23 protein-coding genes are annotated in these 25,964 nt (G+C 70.3%); 12 read left to right on the top strand and 11 right to left on the bottom strand.

Translation table 11 applies throughout. The annotated features are described in order from the left end of the window. Positions 1-303: 303 nt before the first annotated feature. The 3 genes from ACFQU4_RS17010 to ACFQU4_RS17000 form a co-directional block, all read right to left on the bottom strand. Positions 304-2,151 (bottom strand): beta-L-arabinofuranosidase domain-containing protein, encoded by a 1,848-nt coding sequence (locus tag ACFQU4_RS17010; RefSeq protein ID WP_377493945.1) that lies wholly within the window; start codon positions 2,149-2,151, stop codon positions 304-306. Between the two features lie 38 nt (positions 2,152-2,189). Then, on the bottom strand, positions 2,190-2,927 hold the full coding sequence (locus ACFQU4_RS17005; protein ID WP_377493943.1) for a class I SAM-dependent methyltransferase: 738 nt from the start codon (positions 2,925-2,927) through the stop codon (positions 2,190-2,192). 120 nt (positions 2,928-3,047) lie between these two features. Then, on the bottom strand, positions 3,048-3,692 hold the full coding sequence (locus ACFQU4_RS17000) for a YitT family protein (protein WP_377493941.1): 645 nt from the start codon (positions 3,690-3,692) through the stop codon (positions 3,048-3,050). A gap of 98 nt (positions 3,693-3,790) precedes the next feature. On the opposite strand from ACFQU4_RS17000, the gene ACFQU4_RS16995 reads away from it, so the two are divergent. Next, positions 3,791-5,218 carry a PLP-dependent aminotransferase family protein gene (locus ACFQU4_RS16995; RefSeq protein ID WP_377493939.1) on the top strand — a complete coding sequence of 476 codons (1,428 nt, stop codon included), beginning with the start codon at positions 3,791-3,793 and terminating at the stop codon, positions 5,216-5,218. Between the two features lie 3 nt (positions 5,219-5,221). Here the strand turns inward: ACFQU4_RS16995 and ACFQU4_RS16990 are convergent, their stop codons facing one another. After that, a complete protein-coding gene (locus tag ACFQU4_RS16990) occupies positions 5,222-5,794 on the bottom strand; it encodes an HhH-GPD-type base excision DNA repair protein (RefSeq protein ID WP_377493937.1) in 573 nt (190 codons plus the stop codon). Positions 5,795-6,003: 209 nt separating this feature from the next. Here ACFQU4_RS16990 and ACFQU4_RS16985 point away from each other — a divergent pair, with 209 nt between their 5' ends. The 3 genes from ACFQU4_RS16985 to ACFQU4_RS16975 are packed head-to-tail and all read left to right on the top strand — an operon-like array spanning position 6,004 to position 10,069. Continuing rightward, on the top strand, positions 6,004-7,833 hold the full coding sequence (locus ACFQU4_RS16985) for an ATP-binding cassette domain-containing protein (RefSeq protein ID WP_377493935.1): 1,830 nt from the start codon (positions 6,004-6,006) through the stop codon (positions 7,831-7,833). Then, positions 7,833-9,614, top strand: a complete 1,782-nt coding sequence (locus ACFQU4_RS16980) for an ABC transporter ATP-binding protein (protein ID WP_377493933.1) — start codon at positions 7,833-7,835, stop codon at positions 9,612-9,614. The genes ACFQU4_RS16985 and ACFQU4_RS16980 overlap by 1 nt, the downstream gene beginning before the upstream one ends. A gap of 26 nt (positions 9,615-9,640) precedes the next feature. Further along, positions 9,641-10,069, top strand: coding sequence for a hypothetical protein (locus tag ACFQU4_RS16975; protein WP_377493931.1), 429 nt, complete (start codon positions 9,641-9,643; stop codon positions 10,067-10,069). Between the two features lie 15 nt (positions 10,070-10,084). Here ACFQU4_RS16975 and ACFQU4_RS16970 read toward each other — a convergent pair whose 3' ends face one another. Together ACFQU4_RS16970 and ACFQU4_RS16965 are read right to left on the bottom strand one after the other, a co-directional pair. Continuing rightward, entirely contained in the window at positions 10,085-10,663 is a 579-nt protein-coding gene (locus ACFQU4_RS16970) for an NIPSNAP family protein (RefSeq protein WP_377493929.1), read from the bottom strand. Beyond that, complete coding sequence (locus tag ACFQU4_RS16965) at positions 10,663-11,184, bottom strand: hypothetical protein (RefSeq protein ID WP_377493927.1); 522 nt, start codon at positions 11,182-11,184, stop codon at positions 10,663-10,665. Before ACFQU4_RS16965 ends, ACFQU4_RS16970 begins: the two co-directional genes overlap by 1 nt. 62 nt (positions 11,185-11,246) lie before the next feature. Here ACFQU4_RS16965 and ACFQU4_RS16960 point away from each other — a divergent pair, with 62 nt between their 5' ends. Beyond that, the gene (locus ACFQU4_RS16960; protein WP_377493925.1) at positions 11,247-12,224 is read left to right on the top strand and encodes a helix-turn-helix transcriptional regulator; all 978 of its coding nucleotides are present in this window, start codon (positions 11,247-11,249) and stop codon (positions 12,222-12,224) included. A 59-nt stretch (positions 12,225-12,283) separates the two neighbouring features. Further along, positions 12,284-12,727 (top strand): hypothetical protein, encoded by a 444-nt coding sequence (locus ACFQU4_RS16955; protein ID WP_377493923.1) that lies wholly within the window; start codon positions 12,284-12,286, stop codon positions 12,725-12,727. A gap of 84 nt (positions 12,728-12,811) precedes the next feature. Here the strand turns inward: ACFQU4_RS16955 and lpdA are convergent, their stop codons facing one another. Beyond that, positions 12,812-14,212 carry a dihydrolipoyl dehydrogenase gene (gene lpdA / locus ACFQU4_RS16950; RefSeq protein ID WP_377493921.1) on the bottom strand — a complete coding sequence of 467 codons (1,401 nt, stop codon included), beginning with the start codon at positions 14,210-14,212 and terminating at the stop codon, positions 12,812-12,814. 123 nt (positions 14,213-14,335) lie between these two features. Here lpdA and ACFQU4_RS16945 point away from each other — a divergent pair, with 123 nt between their 5' ends. Next, a complete protein-coding gene (locus ACFQU4_RS16945; protein WP_377493919.1) occupies positions 14,336-15,865 on the top strand; it encodes a helix-turn-helix domain-containing protein in 1,530 nt (509 codons plus the stop codon). Positions 15,866-15,897: 32 nt separating this feature from the next. On the opposite strand, the gene ACFQU4_RS16940 is transcribed toward ACFQU4_RS16945, so the two are convergent. From ACFQU4_RS16940 to pdxY, 3 genes are all read right to left on the bottom strand, one after another. After that, positions 15,898-16,488 carry a gamma carbonic anhydrase family protein gene (locus ACFQU4_RS16940; protein ID WP_377493917.1) on the bottom strand — a complete coding sequence of 197 codons (591 nt, stop codon included), beginning with the start codon at positions 16,486-16,488 and terminating at the stop codon, positions 15,898-15,900. 20 nt (positions 16,489-16,508) lie between these two features. After that, positions 16,509-17,471, bottom strand: coding sequence for a hypothetical protein (locus tag ACFQU4_RS16935; protein WP_377493915.1), 963 nt, complete (start codon positions 17,469-17,471; stop codon positions 16,509-16,511). A 64-nt stretch (positions 17,472-17,535) separates the two neighbouring features. Beyond that, positions 17,536-18,387 (bottom strand): pyridoxal kinase PdxY, encoded by an 852-nt coding sequence (gene pdxY / locus ACFQU4_RS16930; RefSeq protein ID WP_377493913.1) that lies wholly within the window; start codon positions 18,385-18,387, stop codon positions 17,536-17,538. Positions 18,388-18,429: 42 nt separating this feature from the next. On the opposite strand from pdxY, the gene ACFQU4_RS16925 reads away from it, so the two are divergent. From ACFQU4_RS16925 to ACFQU4_RS16915, 3 genes are all read left to right on the top strand, one after another. Next, complete coding sequence (locus ACFQU4_RS16925; protein WP_377493911.1) at positions 18,430-19,272, top strand: serine hydrolase; 843 nt, start codon at positions 18,430-18,432, stop codon at positions 19,270-19,272. Between the two features lie 187 nt (positions 19,273-19,459). Next, positions 19,460-20,905 (top strand): FAD-dependent monooxygenase, encoded by a 1,446-nt coding sequence (locus ACFQU4_RS16920; protein ID WP_377493909.1) that lies wholly within the window; start codon positions 19,460-19,462, stop codon positions 20,903-20,905. A 92-nt stretch (positions 20,906-20,997) separates the two neighbouring features. Then, positions 20,998-23,562: a hypothetical protein gene (locus tag ACFQU4_RS16915; protein WP_377493907.1), complete on the top strand. Its 2,565-nt coding sequence runs from the start codon at positions 20,998-21,000 to the stop codon at positions 23,560-23,562. An 83-nt stretch (positions 23,563-23,645) separates the two neighbouring features. Here the strand turns inward: ACFQU4_RS16915 and ACFQU4_RS16910 are convergent, their stop codons facing one another. Further along, the gene (locus ACFQU4_RS16910; protein WP_377493905.1) at positions 23,646-24,368 is read right to left on the bottom strand and encodes an MOSC domain-containing protein; all 723 of its coding nucleotides are present in this window, start codon (positions 24,366-24,368) and stop codon (positions 23,646-23,648) included. A 136-nt stretch (positions 24,369-24,504) separates the two neighbouring features. Between ACFQU4_RS16910 and ACFQU4_RS16905 the strand changes: the two genes are divergently transcribed. Next, positions 24,505-25,395, top strand: coding sequence for an SDR family NAD(P)-dependent oxidoreductase (locus tag ACFQU4_RS16905; RefSeq protein WP_377493903.1), 891 nt, complete (start codon positions 24,505-24,507; stop codon positions 25,393-25,395). A 62-nt stretch (positions 25,396-25,457) separates the two neighbouring features. Further along, a complete protein-coding gene (locus tag ACFQU4_RS16900; RefSeq protein ID WP_377493901.1) occupies positions 25,458-25,961 on the top strand; it encodes a PGPGW domain-containing protein in 504 nt (167 codons plus the stop codon). Positions 25,962-25,964: the final 3 nt, after the last annotated feature.

The following is a 25,964-nucleotide window of genomic DNA, read 5'->3' as shown; positions in this document are numbered from 1 at the left end:
GCGGGCTCCGCGAGCGCTCGACCCATCCGGCGGGCTCCGCGGCGCCCGGGCATCCGGCAGGCCCACGGCGCCTGATCACCGGCATGCCCACCCGCGTCCGATCACGCGCGGGCCCGCGAAGCCCGGCCACCCGGCAGGCCCACTGCACCCGACCACACCGCAGGCCCACCCGCGTCCGATCATCCGGCAGGCTCCACCACTGCCCTCCCCCAACATCGACAGGGCAGTTCAGCAGCGACACGCCGCCAAAACGCCTGCTTTTGTGCCCAGTCGGCGGGGTTGGGGAGGGAGGGAAGGAGGGGGTCAGGGGAGGAGTGGAAGTTCGGTGAGGCGGAGGCGGGCGGAGCCGTACGGGACGAGGTGCAGGGGTACGGACTCCTGGTCGTCGGTGTCGCAGACCAGGGGCGGGGCGGCGGCGCTGTTGTGCTTCATGCCCCAGTTGCGGATCAGCCGGCCGCGGGTGCGCAGCCGGACCGGGGCGTCCGCCGCCTGGAACGGCTGGCGGGGTACGTCGGCGAGTTCGACCTGGAAGCCGGCGTCCGCGTCGATCCCGTACTGCCATTGCGCGGCCGGCAGGATCTCCCAGTCGCTGAAGAGCTTCCGGGTCCGCAGCGGGCGCCAGTCCTCGGCGATCGGCAGCGCATAGACGAGCGGACCGCGACGTACGGAGACGGACGGCTCCTGGTGGCGCACCAGCCGGACCTCCATCGGCAGGGTCAGCTCCAGTCGGTCGCCGTCCTGCCATTCCCGTTCCAGCACGGCGAATCCGTGCTCGCGCCGGTCCAGTGCGACCGGCTCCCCGTTGATCGACAACGCCGGTGCCGCGCACCAGCCGGGGATCCGCAGCCGCAGCGCGAACCGGGTCGGCCGGTCCAGCCGCAGAGCGATGCCGACGGTCTCCCGGAACGGGTACTCCCCCGTCACCTCGAGCCCGAGCCGCGCGTCGTCGGCGACCACGGTCTCGACCCGGCACGGTGCGTAGCCGACGGCCACCAGACCACCAGTTTGATCACCGAGCCACAGGTGCGAGACCAGCTTCGGCCAGCCCTGGTGCAGGTTCGCCGTGCAGCAACCGAAGTGCGGTTCCAGCCCGAACAGGTTGGCGTCCGGGCCGTTGCTCCACGGGCGGTCGGCGACGGTGCAGGAGATCTGGTTCGCCTGCTGGTCGTACTGGTGCGACGTCCAGTCGGCCGAGATCGTGGCCGGCAGCGCGTTGAACGCGGCCAGCTCCAGCAGGTCGCCGAACTCCCCCTCGCCGAAGATCGACAGCAGCTGCTCCATGCTGAACAGGTACTCGACCACCGCGCACAGCTCGAGGCCCTGGCTCGGGTGGGTGCCGCTCAGCCACTCGTCGCCGGAGAACAGGCCGTGCGCCTGCCCGTGGTACGTGCTCAGCGCCGCCAGCCCAGCCCGCACCGCGGCCAGCTCGGACCCGTCGCCGGTGATCAGGCTGCGGATCGCCGGAGCGCGCAGGCCCATCGCCACGTTGACGCCGTGCGACCGCGGATCCCAGACGGTCACCTTGCGCCGGAACGGGAAGTCGGACAGCGTCGCCGTCCAGTCCAGCGTCTGCTCCATGATCAATTCGGCCAGCCGTGGCCACCGCTCGTCGGGCGCCTGCCGGTGCAGCCACAGGATGCTCAGGACCAGGTCGGCTCCTCGGGCCCGGGCCCAGGACTGCAGCGGTCGGCCGGGCAGTTCGCGTTCCAGATGCTCGGAGTAGCGCTGCAGGAACGGCACCACGCGCGGATCGCCGGTCGCCTCGGCGTGCTGGGTGAGCACCTTCAGCATGATCATGAACTGCCACCAGTCGTGGCTCTGGTCCCGGCCGCTGCTGGTCTCCCTGCCGTACGGGCCGAAGCTGCCGTCCGGCCGCTGGCTGGCCAGCGTCGCCTCGACCCAGCGGTTGGCCTTGCCGATCAGCCGTTCGTCGTCCAGCAGGTACGCCAGCGGAAGGAGCCCGTCGAGGTAGTACGGACCGCGCTCCCAGCCGTCGCCGTCACCGCCGAGCCAGGCGTTGTCCGGGCCGACGTCGGCCCAGTGCTCGTCCAGGTGACCGGTCAGCCCGTCCGCCTGCAGTCGGAGTTGATCAAGGAGCCAGCCACTCGGCTTGATCGCACCGAGCGGAAGCGGCGCGAAGGAGCGATCCATCGGGCCTTGCCCTTCGACAGGCTCAGGGAGCGTTGTGGTCATGCGGCACGCTCCGCGAAGATGATCACGAAGTTCGGCAGGTCGACGTAGGCCTCGATGCCCTCGGTGCCGGATTCGGCGGCGACCTTCGGGTCGAGACCCGGCTCGATCACCTTGCGCAGCAGGCATCCGGACTCCATGATCGCGTTCAGGTACGCGGACAGCGGCCGATGGAAGTCGGAGGCGTACGGCCCGGGCAGTTCGTACTCGCTCAGGTAGCGGTCCACCCGGTAGGAGCCGCCGTTCTCCCGCCAGGTGGTCCACAGGTTCTCGAACGCGGGATGGACCAAGTTGATCACCAGCCGTCCGCCCGGGCGCAGGGACCGGACACAGGTCTCCAGCGCCGGCCGCCAGTCCGGGATCGCCATCAGCACCATGCTGCAGACCACGACGTCGAAGGCCTGCTCCGGTTCGTACTCCAGCAGCCCGGTCTGGTGGATGGTCAGGCCGAGCGGCGCGGTCCGCTCCCGTTCCCGGATCCGGTCCACCAGGGCCTGGGCCGGCTCCACTGCGGTCACCTTCGCTCCTGCCCCGGCCAGGATCCGGCTCAGGTAGCCGTCGCCGGCCCCGGCGTCGAGCACCGAGACGCCGGACAGGTCGCCCAGTTCGGCCAGCAGGTGCGGGTTGATCAGATTGCGCTTGGCGAAGTCGCCGTCGTTCTCGTGATTACGGATCAGTTCGTCCGGCAGGACCGCCCAGCGGGCGATCGCGGCAACATTGTCGGGAGTCTCGATCACAAGACACCAGTCTGTCAGCCCAGTCGTTGGGTCTCCAGCCGCCCCGGCCGACCCTCCGGTGGGTGAACTCCAGCCAGCCCGCGATGATCACGACCAAGATCACGAAGGCGACGGTGGTGATCATGACGGTTCCAGGCGGACCGCGAGCCCGCGCAGGAAGAACTGCACCAGCGGACCGATCGCCAGGGCGTACGCGACCGTACCCACCCCGACCGTCCCGCCGAGCACGAAGCCGATGATCAACACGACGACCTCGATCCCGGTCCGGATCAGTCGCAGGCTACGGCCGGTCCGTGCGGCCAGGCCGGTCATCAGCCCGTCCCGCGGGCCCGGGCCGAACTGGCTGCCGATGTAGGTCGCCCCGGCCACGCCGTTGAGCACGATTCCGCCGACCAGCAGCGCGATCCGGATCGGCCAGTCGGTCTGCGCCGGGATCAGCCACAGCCCCAGGTCGACCGCGAGTCCGACCACGATCACGTTGGACAGGGTGCCGAGCCCGGGCCGCTGGCGCAGCGGCAGCCAGAGCAGCAGCACCAGGGCGCCGACGAGGATGGTGACGGTGCCGAAACTGACCGGGATCCAGCGGGACAGACCCTGGGCCAGCACGTCCCACGGCGGCAGGCCGAGATCGCCGCGCAGCATCATCGCCAGCGAGATGCCGTAGAGCACCAGGCCGACGTAGAGCTGCGGCAGTCGCCGGCCGAGCTTGCCGGCCCGGAGTTGCTGCAACGGACCGAGGGCGGTGACGGGAGACGTAGCAGACACGCCTCGAAGTCTGATCGTGATTGGTCGGCGAGCACAGGGCCAATCGACAACAAGTGGCACGATTGTGGGACCTTGACCAGGCCGCTTAGGCTCGCTCTATGGCAACCCGATGGATCTCGGCCTCCCGAGTGGCCCGACTGCTCGGCGACACCGGGTGGGCGTCACCGGCCTACCAGGACCTCGCCGAACGGCTCCGACTGTTGATCGTCGACGGCCGGATCGGCCACGGTTCCCGACTGCCCAGCGAACGCGACCTGGCCACCGAACTCGGCCTGAGCCGGTCCACCGTCGCCGCCGGGTACGCCGAACTGCGCGACCGGGGCTATGCCGAGGCCCGCCGCGGCTCCGGCAACTACGCCATCGCCGGGACCGCCCATTCCGCCGGACTCCTCGGCACCGAGGGCCCCACCGACGGCCTGATCGAGTTCAACCGGGCGGCACCGCAGGCCACCCCGGGCCTGCTGCTCGCGTATGAGCGGACCACCGAGCAACTGCCCGGCCTGCTCGGCAGCACCGGGTACGAGCCGCAGGGTGTGACTGCTCTTCGGGAGGCGATCGCGGACCGGTTCGCCCAGCGCGGACTGCCGACCGATCCGGACCAGATCCTGGTCACGTCGGGCGCGCTGTCGGCCCTGGCCGTGCTGGCCCGCTGCCTGCTCTCGCGCGGCGACCGGGTGCTGGTCGACGCTCCCACGTACCCGAACGCGATGGACGCCTTCCGCCAGCACGGCGCCAGGCTGGTGGCCCAGCCGCTCGGCGCGGACGGCTGGGACCCGGAGGCGACCGAGCTGCTGGTCCGGCAGACCTCGCCCCGGCTGGCGTACCTGGTGCCCGAGTTCCACAACCCGACCGCCCGGCTGATGCCCGAGCCGGCCCGGGCCGCGCTCCGGGAGGTGTTCCGGACCCAGCGGGTGACCATGATCATCGACGAGACGATGGTCGAACTGGCGCTCGACGACCCGGCCGCGATGCCGCCGCCGATGGCCGCCGGCGCCGCGGACGCGATCACCGTCGGCTCGGCCAGCAAGGCGTTCTGGGGTGGGCTGCGCGTCGGCTGGATCCGGGCACCGCGCTCGCTGATCAGGCCGCTGGTGCAGAGCCGGGTCGCGCTCGACCTCGGCACCGCACCGCTGGAGCAGCTCGTCACCGCGGGCCTGCTGCGCGATCCGGCGACCTTGCTGGAGCTGCAGCGGGACCGGCTCGCCGAGCAGCGCGACTGGTTGATCTCCGAACTCGCCGAACGGCTGCCCGGCTGGACCTGCGAGCGGCCGGCCGGCGGACTGTCGCTGTGGATCACCCTGCCGCGGGAGGTCTCGTCCCGACTGGCCGGCAACGCCGACCGCTACGGCCTGCAACTCACCCCGGGCGGCCAGTTCTTCCCGGACGGCGGCGGCGAGCGGATGCTCCGGCTGCCGTACACGTTGCCGATCGACACGCTGACCGTCGCCGTCGACCGGCTCACCGAGCTGTGGGCGGACGTCGCCTCGGGTCCGGTCAGCCCCGGCCGGTTGTCGCTGACCGCGTGACGATCACTGCTCGGCCGCCGCCTTCGCGGCGGCCTTCTTCTCCTTCTTGTAGCTGCGCACCTTGAGCAGGGACTCCGGGTCCACGACGTCGGCGACCGAGCGATAGCCGTCCAGGGAGTAGTCGCCGGCCGCCTTCTTCCAGCCCTTCGGCTGCACCCCGGCCTGCTTCGCCAGCAGGGCGACGAAGATCTGCGCCTTCTGCTTGCCGAACCCGGGCAGCCCCTGGACCCGCTTCAGCAGGTCGGCGCCGTCCTTGGCCTCGGTCCAGATCTTCGACGCGTCGCCGTCGTACTCGTCGACGACGATCCGGGCCAGCTCGCGCAGCCGGGCCGACATGGCGCCGTGGAACCGGTGCACCGCCGGCGGCACCGCACAGAGGGCGGCGAACTTCTCCGGATCGGCCTCGGCGATCGCGACCGGGTCGATCGAACCGAACCGGTCCAGCACCTTCCACGGCCCGCGGAACGCGTGCTCCATCGGGTGTTGTTGATCAAGCATCATCCCGGCCAGCAGCGCGAACGGGGACTGATCGAGGACGGCGTCGGCTTCGGCGAGCCCGGTGATCTGGTACGACATGCGCCCATCCTCTCGCATCCCACCGACAGGCCCCCGATGTGAGTTGCATCACAAACGTCGTGCATTCCTTGCGTCGCCCGTGATTGGCTCGCAGAGCGCGCGCAAAACCCCTTGATCGACACCGCCCGGCCCGGGTTATTCTGGGCCCGCCTGAACAAGGCCCGGGCGGAGCGATCCGCCTAGTTCCGTAACGAACGAAGGGTCTTGCCATGCTCAGGCTCCCCCACTCCGTGCTCCGGCTGCAGCGCCATGTCCGTCTCCTGTGGCATGCGGCGCCCGCCCATACGCTGGTCTGCTTCGCGCTGTCGGCGCTCCAGGCATTGGCGGCCGTCGCCGCGATGATCAGCACCGGTCGCCTGATCGGTGCGCTCGCCGATGCCGTGTCCGGGGGCGGCTCACCGGCGGCGGTCTGGACCTGGCTGACCGCGACGGCGGCCGCACTGGTCGCGGGTCCGCTGCTGGCCGCGATCTCGGGCGGGGTCGAGGAGGTCACCGGGGCCCGCTACCTGAGCGCGTACCAGGATCTGCTGCTGGACACCGCCACCCGCCCGTACTCGCTGGCCGGAGTGCGGTCGCCCGCCGGTGCCGAGGCCTTGGACCAGGCCGCGGGAGCACTGCAGCACTGGTTGTTCCTGCGCGGCGTCGGCGGGCTCTGGGGCGTGGTCGCGGCGCGGCTCTCCGGCATCGGTGCCCTGGTGATCGTGGCCGGCTGGCGTTGGTGGGTCGCCCTGATCCTGCTGGTCGGCTGGCTGATCTTGTCCCGCACCACCGCGCGGTGGCGGGCCGTGCTGCTGGACGACGCCGGTGCGATCCCGTTGCGGCACCGGGCGTCCTACCTGCAGCGCGTGGTCGTCGAAAGATCATCGGCGAAGGAGGTACGGCTGTTCGGGCTGGCCGACTGGTTCGTCGACGCGTTCGTGGCCTTGCGGGACCAGATCATGATCGGCGTCGCGGCGAACCGGCGCCGGACCGTGCGCGGCACGCTCGGCTCGCTGATCCTGCTGCTGTTGCTGCATGCCGGTGCGTTCGTCCTGTTGATCATGGACGTCGGCGCCGGCGCGGTCGGGGTGGCGTCGTTGGCCACCCTGGTCCAGGCGCTGCTGGCGATGAGTGTGTTCGGCCGCCAGGACGACGACGAGTCCTCGCTGGAGCGTACGTCCACCGAACTGTCCCGGCTGATCGACTTCCGCACGTCGCTGGGGCTGCCCTTCCCGCAGCCGGCCCCGGACGAGCCGGATCAGGTCGGCGCCGGCCGACCCGGCCCGGCCCGGATCGAGTTCCGTGCCGTCGGGTTCGCCTACCCGGGAACGGATTCCCTGGTGCTCGAGAACCTGGAGTTGATCATCGAGCCCGGCGAGTGCGTCGCGATCGTCGGCCCGAACGGCGCCGGCAAGTCCACCCTGCTCGGGCTGCTCTGCGGCCTGTGGGCACCCGACACGGGCTCGATCCGGATCGACGACCTCGACCCGGCGACCGAGCCACGGGCCCGGTCCAGGATCGCGCCGATCTTCCAGCAGTTCCTCCGGCTGCCCCTCAGCGCGGCCGACAACCTGACCGCCGGGAATCGCTGGCAGCCCGGCACCAGCTGGGCCAGGGCCGCCGAGCGCGCGGGAGCGGACGCGGTCCTCACCGAACTCCCCCGCGGGCCCGAGACGGTCCTGTCGGCCGAGTTCGCCGGCGGTACGAATCTGTCCGGCGGGCAGTGGCAGCGGATCGCCCTGGCCCGGGCGCTCACCGCGATCGAGTCCGGAGCCGGGCTGCTCGCGCTGGACGAGCCGACCGCGGCTCTCGACGTCCGGGCCGAGGCGGCGCTGTTCGAGTCCGTACTCGATCATCGGGGCCGGAGCACCACTGTGTTGATCACTCACCGGTTGTCCTCGGTACGCCATGCCGACCGGATCGTCGTCCTCGGCACCCCACCCGGCGCAACGGGAGCCCGGGTGATCGAATCCGGCAGCCACGAGGACCTGATCCGGTCCGGCGGCAGCTATGCGCGGATGTTCGAGCTGCAGGCGGCACGGTTCCGGGGTGAACTGTGATGAGGTCCCTCGTCCGCGCCCTCCGGCTCCTCGTCTCGACCTCGATCCGGGTCGCACCGGTCGCGTCCCTCGGCTGTCTCGCCGAGCCCGTCGGCGTGCTGGTCGCCCTGCTGCAGCCGTGGTCGCTCGCCCTGTTCGTCGCCGGCGCGGCAGCCGGCGACCAGCAGCGGATGATCATCGCCGCGGCCGTCTTCGTCGCCCAGATCGCGACCTCGCGGGTGCTGTTCATGATCGGGATGAGTTCCCGGATGAACCAGATGGAACGGGTCGGGGCCACCTTCGCGGCCGAGATCTCCCGGATCACCGCGACCATTCCGACTGTCGATCACCTGGACGATCCCCGCTATCTTGATCAACTTCAGCTGCTGCGGGAGCGGGCGGGCGCCATCGGCCTGGCGGTCAACACCATGCTCAACCAACTGAGCTCCGTGGTCGGGGTGATCGGCGTCCTGGCTCTGGCCACCACGGCGGACCCGCGGATGCTGCTGGTGGCGCTGGCCGGGATTCCCACCGTGCTGGCCGGTCCGATCGTCGCCCGGTGGCGGGGCCGGGCCGAGGACGCGAGCGCCGAGCCGGGCCGGCTGGCTCGGGCCATGCTCCGGCTGGGCCTCGATCCGGAACACCTCGGCGAGGTCCGGGTGTTCCGGCTGGCCGATGGACTGCGGACCCGGCTCCGCGTGGCGAGCCGGGCCTGGCGGCGGCCGATGGTGGCGCTGGCGCGGCGCGAGTCCGGGCTCACGGCGGCCGTCCAGGTGATCTTCTTCGGTGTCGCGGCCGGGGTGCTCGGGGTCCTGGTCCAGGAGGCGCTGGCCGGCCGGGGCTCCCTCGGCGACCTCACTCTGGCCCTGCTCCTGGTCACCCGGCTGCAGAACGTCAGCGGCGACCTGCGGTCGGTGATCAGCCAGGTCGCCGACATGAGCCGTACCGCGGGCCGCTATCTCTGGCTGCTCGACGCGGCCGACGAGATCGCTGCCGAGCATCCCGGCTCGGCGGAGCCACCGGCCCGTCCCGGGCGCCTCGTCCTGAGCGGTGTCGGCTATCGCTATCCGGGCTCGGACCGGGTGGCCTTGACCGGCGTCGATCTCGATCTTGCTCCCGGCACGGTGCTCGCGGTGGTCGGCGAGAACGGCGCCGGCAAGTCCACCCTGGTCGAGTTGATCACCGGCCTCCGTACCCCGTCGTCGGGAACGATCATGGTCGGCGGGGTCGCCGTGGCCGAGCTCGATCTGGCGACCTGGCGGAGCCGGATCGGCGGCGCGTTCCAAGATCATGTCCGGTTCGAGCTGATTCTGTCGGAGGCGGTCGGGATCGGTGATCTGCCGCGTCGCGATGATCACGAGGCGGTACGGGCAGCGTTGGTCGCCGGCGCCGCCGAGGAGGTGGTGGACGGCTTGCCCCAGGGTCCCGCCACCCACCTCGGCGCGGCCTGGCCGGGCGGTGTCGACCTCTCCGGCGGCCAGTGGCAGCGGATCGCGATCGCCCGCGGGCTGATGCGTCCCGACCCGCTGGTCCGGGTCCTGGACGAGCCGACCGCGGCCCTGGACGCGATCACCGAGCACCAGCTGTTCGACCGCTACGCCGCCGCGGCCCGGGCCGGCCGGAGCACCGGAACGATCACCATCCTGGTCACCCACCGGTTCTCCACTGTCGCGTCGGCGGACGTGATCGCCGTTCTCGATCACGGCCGGCTGATCGAGTACGGCAGCCACGCCGACCTGATCGCGTCGGGTGGGCACTACGCCCACCTCTACGAGCTGCAGGCGCGCGGCTACCGGGCCTGATCACCGGACGGCGGTAGCCTCCGGCCATGGAACCCATCTCACCGAGCCGGTGGCGCCGTCCGGTCCTGGTCGCTGTCGCCGGTGCGCTGATGGTGATCACGGGCTGCGGACCGGCGGGGCCACCGTCACCGAGTCCCTCTCCCGCCGTACGGGTGGCGACCTTCCTGGTCGCGGACCGGGAGACCTTCCGGGTCGACCTGGCGACGCCCGAGCTCGTCGCCCACGCCGAGAAGCTGCTCGCCGGCGAGAACGTCGAGGCGATCCCGATCGGCCGGGTCGTCCGCGGCGATCCGGGACCGAACGCTCCGTGGACCTGGCACCTCGATCCGGCCACCTTCTCCTTCGCGCACGCCACCACCGAGGTCTGCGACGGCCTGCCCTCCTTCGTCGAGGACGAGACGATCACCAGCGACGACTACTGCCCGTGGTCGGCCAAGATCACCTCCATCGACTGACGATCACCCGTGCCGTCAGGGCCAGAAGGATCGCCGAGTCGGATCCAGGCGCAGGCGAAGGGCGTCGGGTGCACCCGGCGCCGGGGCACCCGTACCGACCGTGACGACGACGTTCGCGTCGCGCACCGGCAGCCCCGGATAGCCGTTCTCGGCATGCAAGGTCTCGAAGTGAGCCAGCGGACGGAACCCGGGGTCCGGCGCCGGCAGCGGCCCCACCTCACTGATGGCCACCTCCACCGGCTGTCGTTCCGCGCCATGATCTTCGGCGCGTTCGTACACGGTGATCGGTTTGAGCAGCAGGACGTCGTCGGAGTCGATCATGGTCGCGTTCGCCGCGCGGGCGTGCCGGGCCCACACCGGACCTTCGTAAAACCCTTGCAGGGCAGCGATCCGGGACTCCAGGTCGCGATAGCCACGGAACCAGACGAACCGGTCCTCGTCGCCCTCCTCCCGGAACAGCCCGAGCAGGCAGACGCCCAGTACCTCCTGCGATTCCACGAACTCGCGCTCGAACAGTTCGATCAACTCGTCCCGGCGGCCCGGCCGCAGCAGGTAGCGGCGCAGTTCGACGACCCCGCACTCCGACGGGTCCATCAGGCCGAGGCCGCCGTCCGGGTGCTGGTCATGATCCAGTTGAGATGCCAGCTGGCGCCCTCGTCGAAGGAGAAGAACTGCCGCCAGCGCGCCGAGTCCTGGGTGATGTCGGACCAGACGTAGCGGACCAGCAACTCCACGCCGTTGACCACGTCGCGGCACTCGAACGTACCGACTCCGTCGACGAACCGGCCGACCACCGGTTCGTCCAGGACTCCGGGACGTCCGGTCGACGCCCACCAGATCCGCCACAGCCCGGTCTCCGGCTCGAACAGCCGCAGGGTGAAGCCCTCGATGCTGCCACCGCCGGGCAGTTCCGGCACCCGCAGGGTGTCGCAGTTGCCGAGGCCGTTCAAGATCAACCGGACCTCGTCGGTCCCCTCGAACTCGATCCACTCGTCGCAGTCCGGGTCGAGGGCGTCGGTGACCCGGCGGTGGTGGACGTGCCAGGTGCCCGCGAAGAAGTCGAAGTCGTGCCGGCCGTCGGCGATCGGCTCGGCCTCGATGGTGTCAGTGCTCATGGCGGCACTCTGGCAGCCATTCACTGCCATCTACTGTCAGTGTTTTCGTCGATACTGGATTGATGCGTGCCAGCCGCCTCGTCAGTGCCCTGATGCTGCTGCAGTCGCGCCGGACGATGACCGCCCGCGAGCTGGCCGACGAACTCGAGGTCTCGGTGCGCACCGTCTATCGCGACATGGAGTCGCTGCAGCATTCCGGCGTGCCGATCTATGCCGACACCGGCCGCTCGGGCGGCTACCGGCTGGTCGAGGGCTACCGGACCCGGCTCACCGGGCTCACCCACGACGAGGCGCAGGCCCTGTTCCTGACCGGACTGCCGCAGGCCGCCGATCAGCTCGGGCTCGGCACCGTCCTGGCCAGCGCGGAACGGAAGCTGCAGGCCGCACTGCCCGCAGAACTGCGGCACCGGGCCGAGGAGGTACGGGAGCGATTCCACCTCGACGCCCCCGGCTGGTACGCCGACCGCGACGAACCGCCCTGCCTGGCCGAGGTCGCGGCGGCCGTCTGGCAGCAGCGCCGGATCACGGTGATCTACCGCCGCTGGAAGGAGCCCAGCGTGGTCCGGCGCACCCTGGAACCGCTGGGCATGGTGCTCAAGGCCGGCCGCTGGTACGTGGTCGCCCGCTCCGCCGACGGCGGGCCGCCGCGGACCTATCGGGTCAACCAGGTGCTCGGCGTCGAAGGCACCGGCGACCCGTTCGACCGGCCCGCCGACTTCGAGCTCGCCGGCTACTGGCGCGGGCAGCTGGAAGGCTTCCAGGAACGGCTGATCCAGGGCACCGCGACAGTCCGGCTGTCCCCCGCCGGGCTGGACCGCAGCCGCGACGTCTGGGGCGATGCGGTGTCCACCTCGGTGACCGCGACCGCGAGCGAGCCGGACCGGGACGGCTGGATCACCGCCAGCCTGCCGATCGAGTCACTGACCCATGCCGAGACCGAGATGCTCAAGCTCGGCGCCCAGGTTGAGGTGCTGGAGCCACCCGAACTCCGCGAGCGGCTCCGGCGCACCGCCGCCGACCTCGCCGCCGTGTACCGCTGAGCCGAACCAGCCGTGGACAACCGGTCCTCATCGTGGCGCAGGTCACTTACCGTGGAACGATGGCACGTTCTGCGGCGCGTCGGAAGAAGAAGAAATGGGTGCGGTGGTGGGGACTGCTGCCGATCACCGTGATGATCATCTGGTTGGGCGTGGCCCGCCCCGAGATCGGGCCGTTCGCCGTCGGGACCGGGCTGGTCCTGGTCTGGGCGCTGTTCTCGGCGCCGGTAACCTGCGGGGCGGCGAACCGGATCCGAGCCGGCGACGACGCCGAGTTCTGTCGCAACAACTCGGCCGGCATGCTGCTCGGCTGCTGGATCCGCGAGCACAAGTGGCAGCACTTCACGAAGGCCTGGTGGAGCAGCAGCTGGCGGGTCAAGACCCGCGGCCTGTGGGCCGGCCCCTCGGCCAAGCTCGCCACGGTCTCGGCCGTGGTCGGGATCCTGACCGGGCTGTTCGGGTCCGGCGCCGACCTGATCAAGGACATTCTGCCCCGCATCGCATGATCGCCGGCCGCGCCCTCGAGTGGACGCGTTGACCTTGAATTGCGGCGTGTCAGCCGGTCAACGCGTCCACTCGGCGGAGCCGGGTCAGATGTTGATCATGTGGCCGGCGATGCCGTGCGCGGCTTCCTTGATCGACTCGGAGAGGGTCGGGTGCGCGTGGATGTTGCGCGCCACCTCCTCGGCGGTCAGGTCCCAGAGCTGGGCCAGGGTCAGCTCCGGCAGCAACTCGGTGACCTCCGGGCCGACCAGGTGGGCGCCGAGCAGCTCGCCGTACTTGGCGTCGGCGACGATCTTGACGAAGCCGGTCGCGTCGCCGAGGCCCCAGGCCTTGCCGTTGGCCGAGAACGGGAACTTCGCCACCTTGACGTCGTACCCCTTCTCCTTGGCCTGTGCCTCGGTATAGCCGAACGAGCCGATCTGCGGCTGGCTGTAGGTCGCCCGCGGGATGAAGTCGTAGTTGATCTCCTGGGTCGGTGCGCCGGCGATGGTCTCGGCGGCCACGATCCCCTGCGCCTCGGCGGTGTGCGCCAGCATCAGCTTGGCGGTGACGTCGCCGATCGCGTAGATGTTCGGCACGTTGGTCCGCATGAAGCCGTCGATGTCGATGGCGCCGCGCTCGGTCAGCTTCACGCCGGCGGCCTCGAGCCCGTACCCCTCGGTGCGCGGGGCGAAGCCGATCGCCTGCAGCACCTTGTCGGCCTCGAGCACCTGTCCCTCTCCCCCGGCGGCCGGCGAGACGGTGACCTTGACCTTGTCGCCGGAGTCGTCGATCGCGTCCACCTTGGTGGAGGTCAGCAGGGTCACCCCGAGCTTCTTGTACGCCTTCGCCAGCTCGGCCGAGACGTCCTTGTCCTCCAGCGGCACGACCCGGTCCAGGTACTCGACGATGGTGACCTTGACCCCGTAGTTGCTGAGCACGTACGCGAACTCGACGCCGATCGCGCCGGCGCCGGCGATGATGATCGACTCCGGCAGCGTGTCGGTGAGGATCTGCTCCTCGTACGTGACGACCCGCTCGCTCAGCTGGGTGCCCGGCAGCAGCTTGGTCGTGGCGCCGGCGGCGATGATCATGTTGTCGAAGGTGACCGTCTGCGGCTCCCCCGAGTCACCCTGGACGGACAGCGTGTGATCGTCGACGAAGGTGCCCCAGCCGTCGATCTCGGTGATCTTGTTCTTCTTCATCAGGAAGTGGACGCCCTTGCTCATCCGGTCCGCGACGGCCCGGCTGCGCTTGAAGGCGGCCCCGAAGTCCATGCTGACCTCGCCGCTGATGCCGTACGTCGCCGCTTCCTTGGTCAGGATGTGCGCCAGCTCGGCGTTCCGCAGCAGCGCCTTGCTCGGGATACAGCCGACGTTGAGACACACGCCGCCCCAGTACTTCTTCTCGACGATGGCAGTGTTGAGCCCCAACTGCGCCGCGCGGATCGCGGCCACGTATCCACCGGGCCCGGCGCCCAGGACAACGACATCAAAGTGTGCGGTCATGAGGGCAACTCTAGAAGGACGGCCGTCGGCTCGGCGCCGGGGTCAGGCGGGGCCCGACACGCGACACGACGGTCCGACACGCCGTAACTCGACTTAACTCACATATGAGATATGGTGCACGACGTGACTGATACCTCTCTGGACCGAATCGGCACCCTGATCCGTGACGCGCGCAAGCACCGCGGGCTGACCCAGACCCAGCTGGCCACCGTGCTGGGCACCAGTCAGAGCGCGATCCACCGGATCGAAGCCGGCAACCAGAACCTGAGTCTGGACATGGTGAGCCGGATTGCGGATGCTCTCGATTCCCCCCTCATTTCCGTCGGCGCCGGCCCGATGCACCTGCGGGTGACCGGCGGCGCCACGCTCAGCGGCAGCATCGACGTGCGATCGTCCAAGAACGCCGCGGTCGCCCTGCTCTGCGCCAGCCTGCTGAACCAGGGCAAGACGACGATCCGCGGGATCGCCAAGATCGAGGAGGTCAACCGGATCCTCGAGGTCCTGACCAGCATCGGCGTCGAGGCCACCTGGTCGCCGGACCGGCAGGACCTGACCCTGGTCCGGCCGGCCCGGCTCGACCTCGCGTCGATGGACGTCGAGGCCGCTCGCCGTACCCGGAGCATCCTGATGTTCCTCGGCCCGCTGCTGCACCTGATGAACGAGTTCGAGCTGCCATACGCCGGCGGTTGTGATCTTGGTGCCCGGACGATCGAGCCGCACCTGCAGGTCTTCCGGCAGTTCGGCCTTTCGGTGGTGCCGACCGACGGTTACTACCACTGCAAGGTCGATCCGACCGTCGTCCCGACCCGGGCGATCGTGCTCACCCAGCGCAGCGACACCGGCACCGAGAACGCTCTGCTGGCCGCGGCGCTGTTCCCCGGCGAGACGGTCCTGCGCAATGCCAGCCCGAACTACATGGTGCAGGACCTGTGCGTGTTCCTGACCCACCTCGGCGTCGAGATCGACGGCATCGGCACCACCACGCTGCGGATCCGCGGCGTCGAGACGATCAACCGCGACGTCGAGTACGCCCCGTCGGAGGACCCGATCGAGGCGATGAGCCTGCTCACCGCGGCCGTCGTCACCGAGTCCGAGTTGACCATCCGGCGGGCCCCGATCGAGTTCCTCGAGATCGAGTTGTCGATCTTGACCGAGATGGGCCTCAAGTACGACCTGTCGCACGAGTACGTCGCCGAGAACGGGCACACCCGGCTGGTCGATCTGACTGTCCACCCGTCCGAGCTGAAGGCGCCGATCGACAGCATCCAGCCGATGCCGTTCCCGGGCCTCAACATCGACAACCTGCCGTTCTTCGCGGTGATCGCGGCGACCGCGCAGGGGTCGACGATCATCCACGACTGGGTGTACGACAACCGCGCGATCTACCTGACCGACCTGAACAAGCTCGGTGCCCAGGTGAAGCTGCTCGATCCGCATCGGGTCGAGGTGACCGGCCCGACCAAGTGGCGCGGCGCCGAGGTGATCTGCCCGCCCGCCCTCCGGCCGGCCATGTGCGTGCTGCTGACCATGCTCGCGGCGCGCGGCGAGTCCCTGCTGCGCAACGTGTACGTGATCAACCGCGGCTACGAGGATCTGGCCAACCGGCTCAACGCGGTCGGCGCGAACATCCAGATCTACTACGACACGCACTGATCCCTGCGTTCCCTGAGCCCGCTTCGGCGGGCTCAGGGAATGATCTCGTCCTCGCGATGGGCGGCGTAGAACTCCGCCTGCCGGCGCATGATCTCGCGCATCGAGGTGCCGCGGTCGACGCCGTACACGGTGCCCGGGAAGTCGAGTCCCTCCTGGACGGCCGAGAGTTCGTCGTGCCGGTCGGGTGAGAAGAGCTCGGCCGGGTCGCCGGCCGCGATCCAGCCGATCGGCACCGTGGTGCCGGGCGCCAGCCGCGAATTGACGTGCAGCACGCTGTTGATCCGCAGCTCGGATCCCTGCCCGGCCAGCGATCCCGGGAACAACGACGCCCCGGTCGCCACGAACACCTCGTCCTCGATCACGGCCCCGTTGACGTGCGCGTGCGGACCGATCAGGACCGCGTCACCCAACCGCACAGCATGATCACGACGGCCGCGGACCAGGGCGTTCTCCATGATCACCACGTCGTCGCCGACCGTGATCTCGCCGTCCTCGGCGGTCAGCACGGCGCCGTGCAGCACCCGGGCCCGCTCCCCCAAGATCACCGCACCGCAGACCACGGCGGTCGGCGCGACGTAGGCCGACTCCGGTACGACGGGACGGTGCCCTCGATGTTCGATCATCACCGCTCTCGCCTCCCTTCTCAGTAGCGTGGCGGGAACAGGTCGTGGTGCGGGTCGTACGGCCAGAAGGGATCCAGCTCCGCTGTCTGCGGCTGTTCCTTCGGCCGTGGGAACTGCAGGAACCAGGTCGCCACGCTGACAATCAGGGCAGCGAGCACCAGGGGCCAGAAACCGTCGACGTGCAGCGGCACGCTCGACCAGCCGCTGAGCCAGGTCAGGGCCCACAGCTTGACCGCGTTGCCGGCGACCCGCAGCAGCAGGGTGATGAACGGGACCCGTAGCCACAGCGTGATCAACTGCGACAGCCGGCCCAGCACCAGCACGGCCAGCGCCTGCTGGAACAACGGCCCGGGAGCCAGGTCGAAACCGGGAACGATCAGGATGGCCAGCGCGATGCCCACGGCCGGCAGCAGCGGCCGGACGAGCCACAGCACGAACGGTCGCAGGGCCGGCCGCCATGGCAGCGAGCGGCGTACCGCTTCCATGATCAGAGCCACCAGAACCGTGGCCCAGAAGCCGTCGACCTGCACCGGCAATCCCACCGCCCGCGAGGCCGACGTTCCCAGCCAGAACGCGAGCGGCGCCACCAGGAAGGCGATCGCCAGGTCGAGCACACCGCGAAGGGCCGAGAGCAGCCAGAGGACCCGGATCGGGCGGAAGAACTCCCACTCGGACTCCGCGTCGAAGGCGGCGTCGTCCTCGTCGCGAAGCAACCGCGCGGCGTGCCGTTCCAGCGGTCGCAGGACGCGGCCGGCCAGCCAGGTGGTGGACGCGATCATGATCGCGAACACGACCCCGGTGATCACGAAGGCGAGGCCACGCAGTAACGGATCGTCGCCGGTGCGGTATCCGGGCACCAGGTCGTCCGCAAGCCAGACGGCGAAGGCAGAGACGGGGACCAGGATCAGCACCGCCGCCGCACGTCCCGCCATGATCAACACCTTAACCTCGCCGGTGACGGTGATCACGTCCTGCTGCGGCATCGTCCGCCTGCCGATCAGGCTTCCAGCGGGTTCAGGCGGGCTCCCGTCCTCCGCGGCCGCGCGGTCAGCGGATCCGGGTCGCCTCGAAGTGCTGTGACGGTGCCGCGATCTCGTCCTGGGCGGCGACCAGCTGCAGCTCGGAGCGGCCCGACTCGACGGTCTTGCTCAGCACACCGTGCACGATCGCGGCGGTCCGGCTCAGCGCGGTCGGCAGGTCGGTGGTCAGGACGTGGGCCAGGAAGGTCGCCGCGGTCAGGTCACCGCTGCCGGTGAACGTCTGGTGCAGCAGCGGCAGCGTGACCGACCAGGCCTCGCCCTCGGTGACGGCGATCATCTGCAGCCGGTCCTCGGCCACCAGGTCGTGTACGACGCTGGTCACCAGCACCGTGTCCGGGCCCATCGCCCGTACCTGGTCGGCGGCGGTGATCACGTCGTCCAGGGTCTTGGCGGGCCGGCCGGTCAGGTACTCCAGCTCGAAGTGGTTCGGGGTCAGGATCTGTGCGGCCGGTACCACCCGGTCCCGCATGAACTCCGGAATTCCTTCCCTGACGTACATTCCGCGGTCCACGTCGCCCATCACCGGGTCGCAGCAGTAGATCGCGGACGGGTTGCGTTCCTTGACCAACGCGACGGCGTCCAAGATCACCGCGCCGACGTCCGCGCCGCCCTGATAGCCGGACAGCACGGCGTCGCAGCGGGCCAGCACGCCGCGCTCGTCGAGGCCCTTGATCACGTCGGCGATGTCGGAGGCGGCGAGCAGCGGGCCGCGCCAGCTCTCGTACCCGGTGTGGTTGGAGAAGTGCACGGTGAGCACCGGCCAGACCTCGACGCCGAGCCGCATCAGCGGGAAGGTCGCCGCACTGTTGCCGACGTGTCCGTACGCGACGGAGGACTGAATGGAGAGAATCGCGGTCACGTCACGATTCTGGCACCCATCGCGATCCGGTTAGATATCCAGGTGAACACCGCATCCCCCGTCGTCGCCGTGATCGACCGCCTGGTCGCCGACCGCCCCGCGCCCGGACCGGCCACCGTCTCGGTCACCCTGCTCAATGATCATGGCGACCCGGTGGCCGAGGTGAATCCCGACGCCCAGCACTACGCGGCCTCGACGATGAAGCTGCCGCTGGTCCTGGCCGCCTACCGGCTCGCCGCGGCCGGCCGGGTCGACCTGGACGCCGAGATTCCGGTGCACAACGAGTTCACCTCACAGGTCGGCGGGACGTTCGGCGTGGTCCAGGAGGACGACTCCGATCCGGAGCCGTGGCAGCAGCTGGGCGGTACGGCAACCTTGCGCTGGCTGTGCCGGCGCGCTGTCGTACGGTCCTCGAACCTCGCCACCAACCTGGTACTGGACCAGGTCGGGCTGGCCGCCGTCGGCGAGGCGATCGCCGCCTGCGGCGCGACCGGGATCAGCGTCTCCCGCGGCATCAACGACTACGCGGCCCGGGACAAGCTGGGCGACGGCAACCTGATCACGACCCGCGGGCTGGCCGCGATCCTGTCCGCCCTGCACCGCGGGACGGCCGCGGATCGCGCCTCCTGCGACGCCGTCCTCGAGGTGCTGGCGGCGAACGAGATGGCGATGGATCTGCGGGCCGGTCTGCCGGCCGGGACCTGGGTCGCCCACAAGAACGGCTGGGTCACCGACATCACCCACGACGCCGGCCTGGTCCGGCCACCGGACGCCCGCCCGTTCGTGCTCGCCGTCGCCACCACCGCGCCGTGGACCAGTGAGGTCGCACACGGCTTCATCGCCTCCCTCACGGCGGCCGTGTGGGAGCACCGCTCCACCCTCTGACTCCGGCGTAAGCCATTTGGCCGGAGCACGGCCGGGCGGTAAGTTGCTCTGGCCGTGACACCGATCGAGGAGGTGAGACCCATGAACGCTGCAACGATGTGGGTACTCCCCGTTCGCGTCACGGTCGCGCGAGCCGGATAGGTGTCGCCGGGAGTGCCTTGACCAGGCTCTTCCGAAAGGCACCACCATGAACACTCACCAGACCTTCGACGTGATCATCTCCGGCTGCGGGCCGACCGGCGCGATGCTCGCCGCCGAACTGCGACTGCACGACATCCGGGTTCTCCTGCTGGAGCAGGAGACCGAGCCCGCCTCCTTCGTCCGGATCGTCGGCCTGCACATCCGCAGCCTCGAGCTGATGGCGATGCGCGGCCTGCTCGATCGCCTGCTCGAAAATGGCCGGCGACGTCCGACCGGCGCCTACTTCGCCGGCATCGACAGCCCACCACCGACCGACCTGGACACCGCGCACCCCTTCCTGCTCGGCATCCCGCAACCGGTCGTCGTCCGGCTGCTCGAGGAGCACGCGATCGCCCTCGGTGCCGAGGTCAGGCACGGATCGGCGGTGGTCGGGTTCGAGCAGGACGACGAGGCCGTGACCGTCGAACTGGCCGATGGAGAACTGCTGCGGACGCGATATCTGGTCGGCTGCGACGGCGCGCGCAGCACGGTCCGCCGCCGGCTCGGCGTCGGATTCCCCGGCGAACCTTCCCGGACCGAGACGCTGATGGGCGAGCTGCAGGTCGAGGCGGCGCCGGAACTGATCGCGGCCAAGGTGGCCGAGTTCGGTGAGACCCACCGACCGTTCTGGCTCCGTCCCTTCGGTGGCGGGATCCACAGCGTGGTCGTACCCGCGGGTCCCGTCGAGGATCGAGCGGTGCCGCCCACCCTGGAGGACTTCAGACGCCAGTTGCGGGCCGTCGCCGGCACCGACTTCGGCGTCCATTCCCCGCGCTGGCTGTCCCGCTTCGGCGACGCCACCCGGCTGGCCGAGAACTATCGGGTCGGGCGGGTGCTGCTGGCCGGCGACGCGGCGCACATCCATCCGCCGACCGGCGGGCAGGGCCTCAACCTGGGAATCCAGGACGCCGTCAACCTCGGCTGGAAACTGGCCGGGCAGATCCGCGGCTGGGCGCCCGAGGGCCTGCTCGACACGTACCAGCCCGAACGCCGGCCGGTCGCCGCGGACGTCCTGGACAACACCCGGGCCCAGCGCGAGCTGCAGTCCCCCGGCCCGGGACCGCTGGCCGTCCGCCGGCTGATCACCGAGCTGATCGGCCTCGATGCAGTGAACCGCTACCTGGTCGAGAAGATCACCGCGATCGGCATCCGGTACGACTTCGGCGGCGACTCCGACCTGCTCGGTCGCCGGCTGCCCGACCTCGACCTCCGCGAGGGCCGGCTCTATCAGCACCTGCACCGGGGTCGCGGCCTGCTGCTGGACCGCACCGGTCGGCTGACCGCCGGCGGCTGGTCGGACCGGGTCGACCGGCTGGCGGATCCCGCCGCGGACCTGTCCGTGCCGGCTGTCCTGCTCCGCCCCGACGGGCATGTCGCCTGGGTCGGCGACGATCAGCAGGAGCTCGAGGTCCAGCTGTCCCGTTGGTTCGGCGAGCCCGGCTCAACGACGTGATCAACTAAGGCCGTCCATTTCGGACGGAAACTATTCCGGTTCTTGACGCCACTAAATACGCTGAGCGGATTCCCGATCCCAAGGTGGTGACCATGCGGAACCGGCCGAAGGCCTGGCTCGCAGTGGCGTGCGCGACGCTGGGCCTGACCCTTTCCCTCCCGACGGCGGCGGTCGCCGAGACCGCCGCTCCGCCGATTCGCACCGGCGACCTGCTGGTGCCGAACCACAGCTTCGAGGCCGACCTCGACGGCTGGACCCCGACCGACGGGCGCGGCGGGACCGCCCCATGCCAGGACGGGCTCGAGCTCGACCGCGACGGCGCCACGGACGGCACCAAGGCGCTGGCCCTGGGCGGCCGCGGCTGCGCCGGCATCGGCGCCCGCAGCGAGGCGGTCGCGGTGACGGCCGGTTCGGTGCTGCAGGCCCGGGCGCACGCGACCGACACCGACACGGCGACGATCGGCCTGGTCTGGCTGGACGCCACCGGCGCGGTCCTGGACGCCGAGTACGCGACCCACCCGCGCGGCACCGCGATCGTCACGGTCGACGGCACCGCACCGGCCGGCGCGGCCTCGGTCGCCGTCGAGCTGGGTGTACGGGTGTCCGGGACCTACGACGAGGTGTTGATCACCGCTCCGGTCACCAGCGTCGGGCCGCAGATCACCAAGCCCGCAACGTATCTGGCGATGGGCGCCGGCGAGGACGAGACCGGGCGCAAGGTGACCTACTCGGTCGCGACCGGCTCCACCGGCAGCCCGGCCAAACTGGTGATCAGCGACATCCTGAAGACCGAAGTGATCAAGACCGTCGACCTGCCCGGCGCCACCGGATCCTGGACGGTCAAGCAGAACCCGGTGAGCAAGATCGTCTACATCGGCACCTACGGTTCCGCCGCGCTCTGGTCCTGGACGCCCGGCGCCGCCCAGGCGGTCCGGATCGGCACCCCACCCATTGATCATTTCGGCTTCGTCTACGGCCTCAGCTTCGGCACCGACGGCACCGTGTACGGCGGCGGCTGGGGCGAGCCCACCGACGGCTACGCGGGCGCCGCGATCTGGAAGTACGACGAGCAGGGCGGCTTCGCCGTCGTCGGGCCGAACCCGCTGACGGCCGACGCCAACTACACCCGCTGGACCGCGTACGACAACGTCAGCGACGCCGTCTTCACCGGCACCGGGACCAAGCCGCACCTGTACGGCTGCCCGGTCGACGCCGGCGCGACGGGCGACTGCACCGACCTGACCGCCCTGCTCAGCCCCGAGCAGCTCGCCCTCCCCTGGCTCTACGGCGGGTCCGCCGGCGACGGCTACGTCACCGTCTGGGGCGGCGACAGCAACAGCCGCGGCAACGACTACCTGACCGTGATCAAGGTCGGCCGGGACGCGGCCGGCGCGGTCACCGGCGAGGTGGTCACGGAGATCAAGGGCGTGATCTACAACGGCGCCACCCGGCCGGTCGACGGCAAGATCTACTTCAACAAGGCCGGCGAGACGAACCTGCCGCTGCACTCCTACGACCTGGCCACCGGCGTGGAGACCGTGCTCGACGCACCGGTCAACATCTTCTCCCGCGCCTGGGAGCTGATCGATCTCGGCGACCCGGCCTGGCCGGGACTGTCGATCGTCGGCTGGAACTCGGGCGGCATCATGACCGCCTACAACCTGCAGACCGGCAACTTCCAGCGCGGCCAGGTGCCGAACAATCCGCCGATGCCGATCGCGTCCAACTCGATCGCCCTCGGCAGCGACGGGCGGCTCTGGACCGCCGGCTACCTGACCGGCGGCATCGGCGCGTACACCCCGCTGCGGGACGACCGGCAGCGCACCTACCTGGTCGGCGGCCAGGCCGAACAGATGATCAACTACCGCGGCCGGATCTATCAGGGGATCTACCCGTACGGCCGGATCGACTCGTTCACCCCGGCCGAGATCGAGGCCGGTAAGGCGCCGCGGCAGGAGTGCACGATCGGTGATCATCAGAACCGGCCGTACGGACTGACCGGGCACGGCGATCGGGTCTACTTCGGCAGCCAGGCCGACTACGGTCATGATCAAGGCGGCTTCGGCTATCTTGATCTTGCCACCGGCACCTGCACGAGCCTGACCGGCGCGATCGGCCACCAGTCGATCAGCGCCCTGGCGGCCAGCGGCAGCAAGGTGTTCGCCGGCGGCTCGATCTTCTACGGTTACGACGGCGAGCCGATCGACGACCAGGCGAAGTTGTTGATCTTCGATGAGACCACCGGCCAGGCGAAGACGATGCCGTGGCCGATCGCCGGCACGCGGTCGGTCGACGCCGCCCTCACCGACGAGACCGGCGTGGTCTGGTTCTACGCGAACGGCTGGCTGGCCGCGCTCGACCCCGGCACCGAGAAGTTGATCTTCTCCGAGGAGATCTTCCCGGACTGGAAGCCGGGTGACCGGATCCCCGGTAACTACGCCCGGCTGGTCCGGCACCCGAACGGGACCATCTACGGCAACGCCGGCGGCCGGCTGTTCGGCTTCGACCCGAAGCAGACGCTCGAGGCCGGCAGCGCCGACGGCAGCCTCGAGGTGCTCCGGCCGAGTGGAGCGGGGACCCACCTGGTGGTCGACGAGTACGGCGACCTCTACTCGGTCACCGGGCCGCGGCTGCTCCGCACCACCGTCCCCCGCTGAACCCGACGCCGGGGTCAGGTCGCCAGTCCGCGCCGGTACGCGTGGACGACGGCCTGGCCCCGGCCCGGAGCGCCTCGGGTCGTTCAGCTGAGGGCGTCCCCGAGACGGACGACTCCGGAGCGTGCGACGACGGCACCGACGGCGAGGCAGCGACCGCGCTCTCGGTTGATGGTGCGCAGTACGTCGAGATCGCGTTCGACGCCACCACCCTGGGGTCGCGTCGTCATCACGCAACGCGCGATCCGCATCTGGATGTCCAGCACGGCGTCGCCGAGGGCCACCGTCGATCCGACAAGAGCATCCTCACCGTCGCCGTCGAGGAAGACGTTGGCACGGAACCGGCGCCGATCCCACGGGCCGATCGTCGCGGTGGAAACCAGCGAGACGCGGGCGGCCGCCGAGTCGTGGAACGGGCCCGGCGCACCGTCGAACGACGCCCACGGCGACGTTGCCTCGTGCTCGAAGTCGACCGGGTTCTCGTATCGGCGCCGGTCTGGTGCACCGGCCGCCTGCAACCGCACGGCGCGCCCGAGCCAGTCCGAGAGAACCGCGTCGTCGCGGGTCACCGAACCGTCCGGAAGCGTGATGTCCACCCCGCCGTCCTCGGCCGCGGCGGCGGAGGCGAACAACAACTCAGGCGCTCGCCGAGCGGTCAACCCCAGACCGGACCGGGCGTCGAACAGAGCGAATCTCCGATCTCCGTCGAGACCGGCCGACGTGATCCGGACCTCGTCGACCCGTTCTCCCTGCAACGACTTGACCGGATAGCGCCACAGCTCGAGAACCTTCATCCGTCCCGCTGCCATCGCCGCTCCTCCGGTCATCCGCACTGCTGCCATGGTCAGGCAGGCGCGGCCACGAAACATCGGTCATCCGCCCTATTTCTACTACCCATTCGACTGCAAAGATGGGCGTCCCAGGGTTCCGGAGAACGGGGCGGCGATGGACCGCGAACGAACGGTGTTGATCACCGGCGGCACCGGCGGGCTCGGGGCCGAGACGGCGCGGGCCCTGCTGGCCGGTCCGGACCTGCGGGTGATCATCACCGGCCGGTCGCCGGCCGGGGTCGGCGAGACCGCGACCCGGCTCGGTGACCGGGCGGACGGCCGCGTGCTCGACCTCGGCTCACTGGCCGACGTGCGAAGCTTCGTCGCCGACCTGCCGCCACTGGACGCGATCATCGCCAACGCAGGCCTGGTCGGCTTCACCGGACTGCGGCTGACCGAGGACGGGTTCGAGGAGACGTTCGGGGTGAACCACCTCGGCCACTTCCTGCTGATCCGCGAGGCCCTGCCCCGGATGCCGGCCGGGAGCCGGGTCGTCTTCGTCACCAGCGCCACCCACGACCCGGCCCAGCGGACCGGCTTCCCGCCGCCCGCGTACGACACCGCCGAACGGCTGGCGCATCCGGACAGCGAGCAGGACCCGGACCCGCTACGAGCCGGCCGCCGCCGCTACACCACCTCGAAGCTGTGCAATCTGCTCGCCTGCTACGAATTCGCGCGGCGCACCCGGGCCGCCGCGGTGACCTTCAACGCCTTCGATCCCGGGCAGATGCCCGGCACCGGGCTGGCCCGCGACTTCCGCGGGATCCGTGCCTTCGTCTGGCACCGGGTGATGCCCGCCCTCACCCTGATCCCCGGAATCAACCGGAACACTCCGCGCCGCTCCGCCGCGGCCCTGGCCCGGCTGATCACCGACCCAGGGCTCGCTGCCGTCACCGGCCGCTATTTCACCGGCCGGCGGGAGACCACGTCGTCCGCCGACTCCTACGACGAGGCGAAGGCGGCCGACCTCTGGCAGACCAGCGTCGCCCTCACCGCCGGTCACTGAGTGGGACCTGAGATTTGCGGTCTGGCCCACGGACTGTGGGTGGGGCCAATTACAGTTGTGGCATGTCGGCGGACCAGGCTTCCCGTACGGCGCGGAGACACCGCGCCCACTGGAAGCGCGGCGGTGCGTTCGACGAATACGAGCCCGGGCACAACACCCACGTCCTGATCGAGCCGACCGAGGACCGCTGGGAGTGGCGGCGGAAGATCCGGCAGGACCCGCGCAAGCTGGTCGTCTACCGGATCGGGGTCGCGGTCGCCGGGTTGTTCTTCATCATCCTGGGCGCGGTCACCGGCCCGATTCCCGGTCCCGGCGGCATCCCGCTGGTCCTGCTCGGCCTGGCCGTCTGGTCCTCGGAGTTCCGCTGGGCGCACCGCCTGATGCGGCTGTTCCGGCTGATCCTGCGCCGGCTCGGCCGCTGGCCGCTGCGGCAGAAGGTCCTGCTCACCGTGCTCGCGATCTGCGTCGGGCTGACCGCCGCGTACCTCGGGTTCGTGGTCTTCGGCGTCCCGCCCTGGATGCCGGACGTGATCGCCGACCTGCTGCGCCGGCTGCCGGGCGTCTGACCG

Source organism: Microlunatus sp. GCM10028923, from assembly GCF_042666975.1.
Classification (GTDB): domain Bacteria; phylum Actinomycetota; class Actinomycetes; order Propionibacteriales; family Propionibacteriaceae; genus Microlunatus.
Note: the sequence above shows the minus strand (reverse complement) of the source record. Positions and strands in the feature narration are given on the sequence as shown.

Coding starts and splice junctions, on each gene's coding strand:
- ACFQU4_RS17010 (WP_377493945.1), bottom strand. CDS start 2,151: ATGGATCGCTCCTTCGCGCCGCTTCCGCTCGGTGCGATCAAGCCGAGT.
- ACFQU4_RS16995 (WP_377493939.1), top strand. CDS start 3,791: ATGGCAACCCGATGGATCTCGGCCTCCCGAGTGGCCCGACTGCTCGGC.
- ACFQU4_RS16990 (WP_377493937.1), bottom strand. CDS start 5,794: ATGTCGTACCAGATCACCGGGCTCGCCGAAGCCGACGCCGTCCTCGAT.
- ACFQU4_RS16985 (WP_377493935.1), top strand. CDS start 6,004: ATGCTCAGGCTCCCCCACTCCGTGCTCCGGCTGCAGCGCCATGTCCGT.
- ACFQU4_RS16980 (WP_377493933.1), top strand. CDS start 7,833: ATGAGGTCCCTCGTCCGCGCCCTCCGGCTCCTCGTCTCGACCTCGATC.
- ACFQU4_RS16975 (WP_377493931.1), top strand. CDS start 9,641: ATGGAACCCATCTCACCGAGCCGGTGGCGCCGTCCGGTCCTGGTCGCT.
- ACFQU4_RS16970 (WP_377493929.1), bottom strand. CDS start 10,663: ATGGACCCGTCGGAGTGCGGGGTCGTCGAACTGCGCCGCTACCTGCTG.
- ACFQU4_RS16965 (WP_377493927.1), bottom strand. CDS start 11,184: ATGAGCACTGACACCATCGAGGCCGAGCCGATCGCCGACGGCCGGCAC.
- ACFQU4_RS16960 (WP_377493925.1), top strand. CDS start 11,247: ATGCGTGCCAGCCGCCTCGTCAGTGCCCTGATGCTGCTGCAGTCGCGC.
- ACFQU4_RS16955 (WP_377493923.1), top strand. CDS start 12,284: ATGGCACGTTCTGCGGCGCGTCGGAAGAAGAAGAAATGGGTGCGGTGG.
- lpdA (WP_377493921.1), bottom strand. CDS start 14,212: ATGACCGCACACTTTGATGTCGTTGTCCTGGGCGCCGGGCCCGGTGGA.
- ACFQU4_RS16940 (WP_377493917.1), bottom strand. CDS start 16,488: ATGATCGAACATCGAGGGCACCGTCCCGTCGTACCGGAGTCGGCCTAC.
- ACFQU4_RS16935 (WP_377493915.1), bottom strand. CDS start 17,471: ATGCCGCAGCAGGACGTGATCACCGTCACCGGCGAGGTTAAGGTGTTG.
- ACFQU4_RS16920 (WP_377493909.1), top strand. CDS start 19,460: ATGAACACTCACCAGACCTTCGACGTGATCATCTCCGGCTGCGGGCCG.
- ACFQU4_RS16915 (WP_377493907.1), top strand. CDS start 20,998: ATGCGGAACCGGCCGAAGGCCTGGCTCGCAGTGGCGTGCGCGACGCTG.
- ACFQU4_RS16910 (WP_377493905.1), bottom strand. CDS start 24,368: ATGGCAGCGGGACGGATGAAGGTTCTCGAGCTGTGGCGCTATCCGGTC.
- ACFQU4_RS16905 (WP_377493903.1), top strand. CDS start 24,505: ATGGACCGCGAACGAACGGTGTTGATCACCGGCGGCACCGGCGGGCTC.
- ACFQU4_RS16900 (WP_377493901.1), top strand. CDS start 25,458: ATGTCGGCGGACCAGGCTTCCCGTACGGCGCGGAGACACCGCGCCCAC.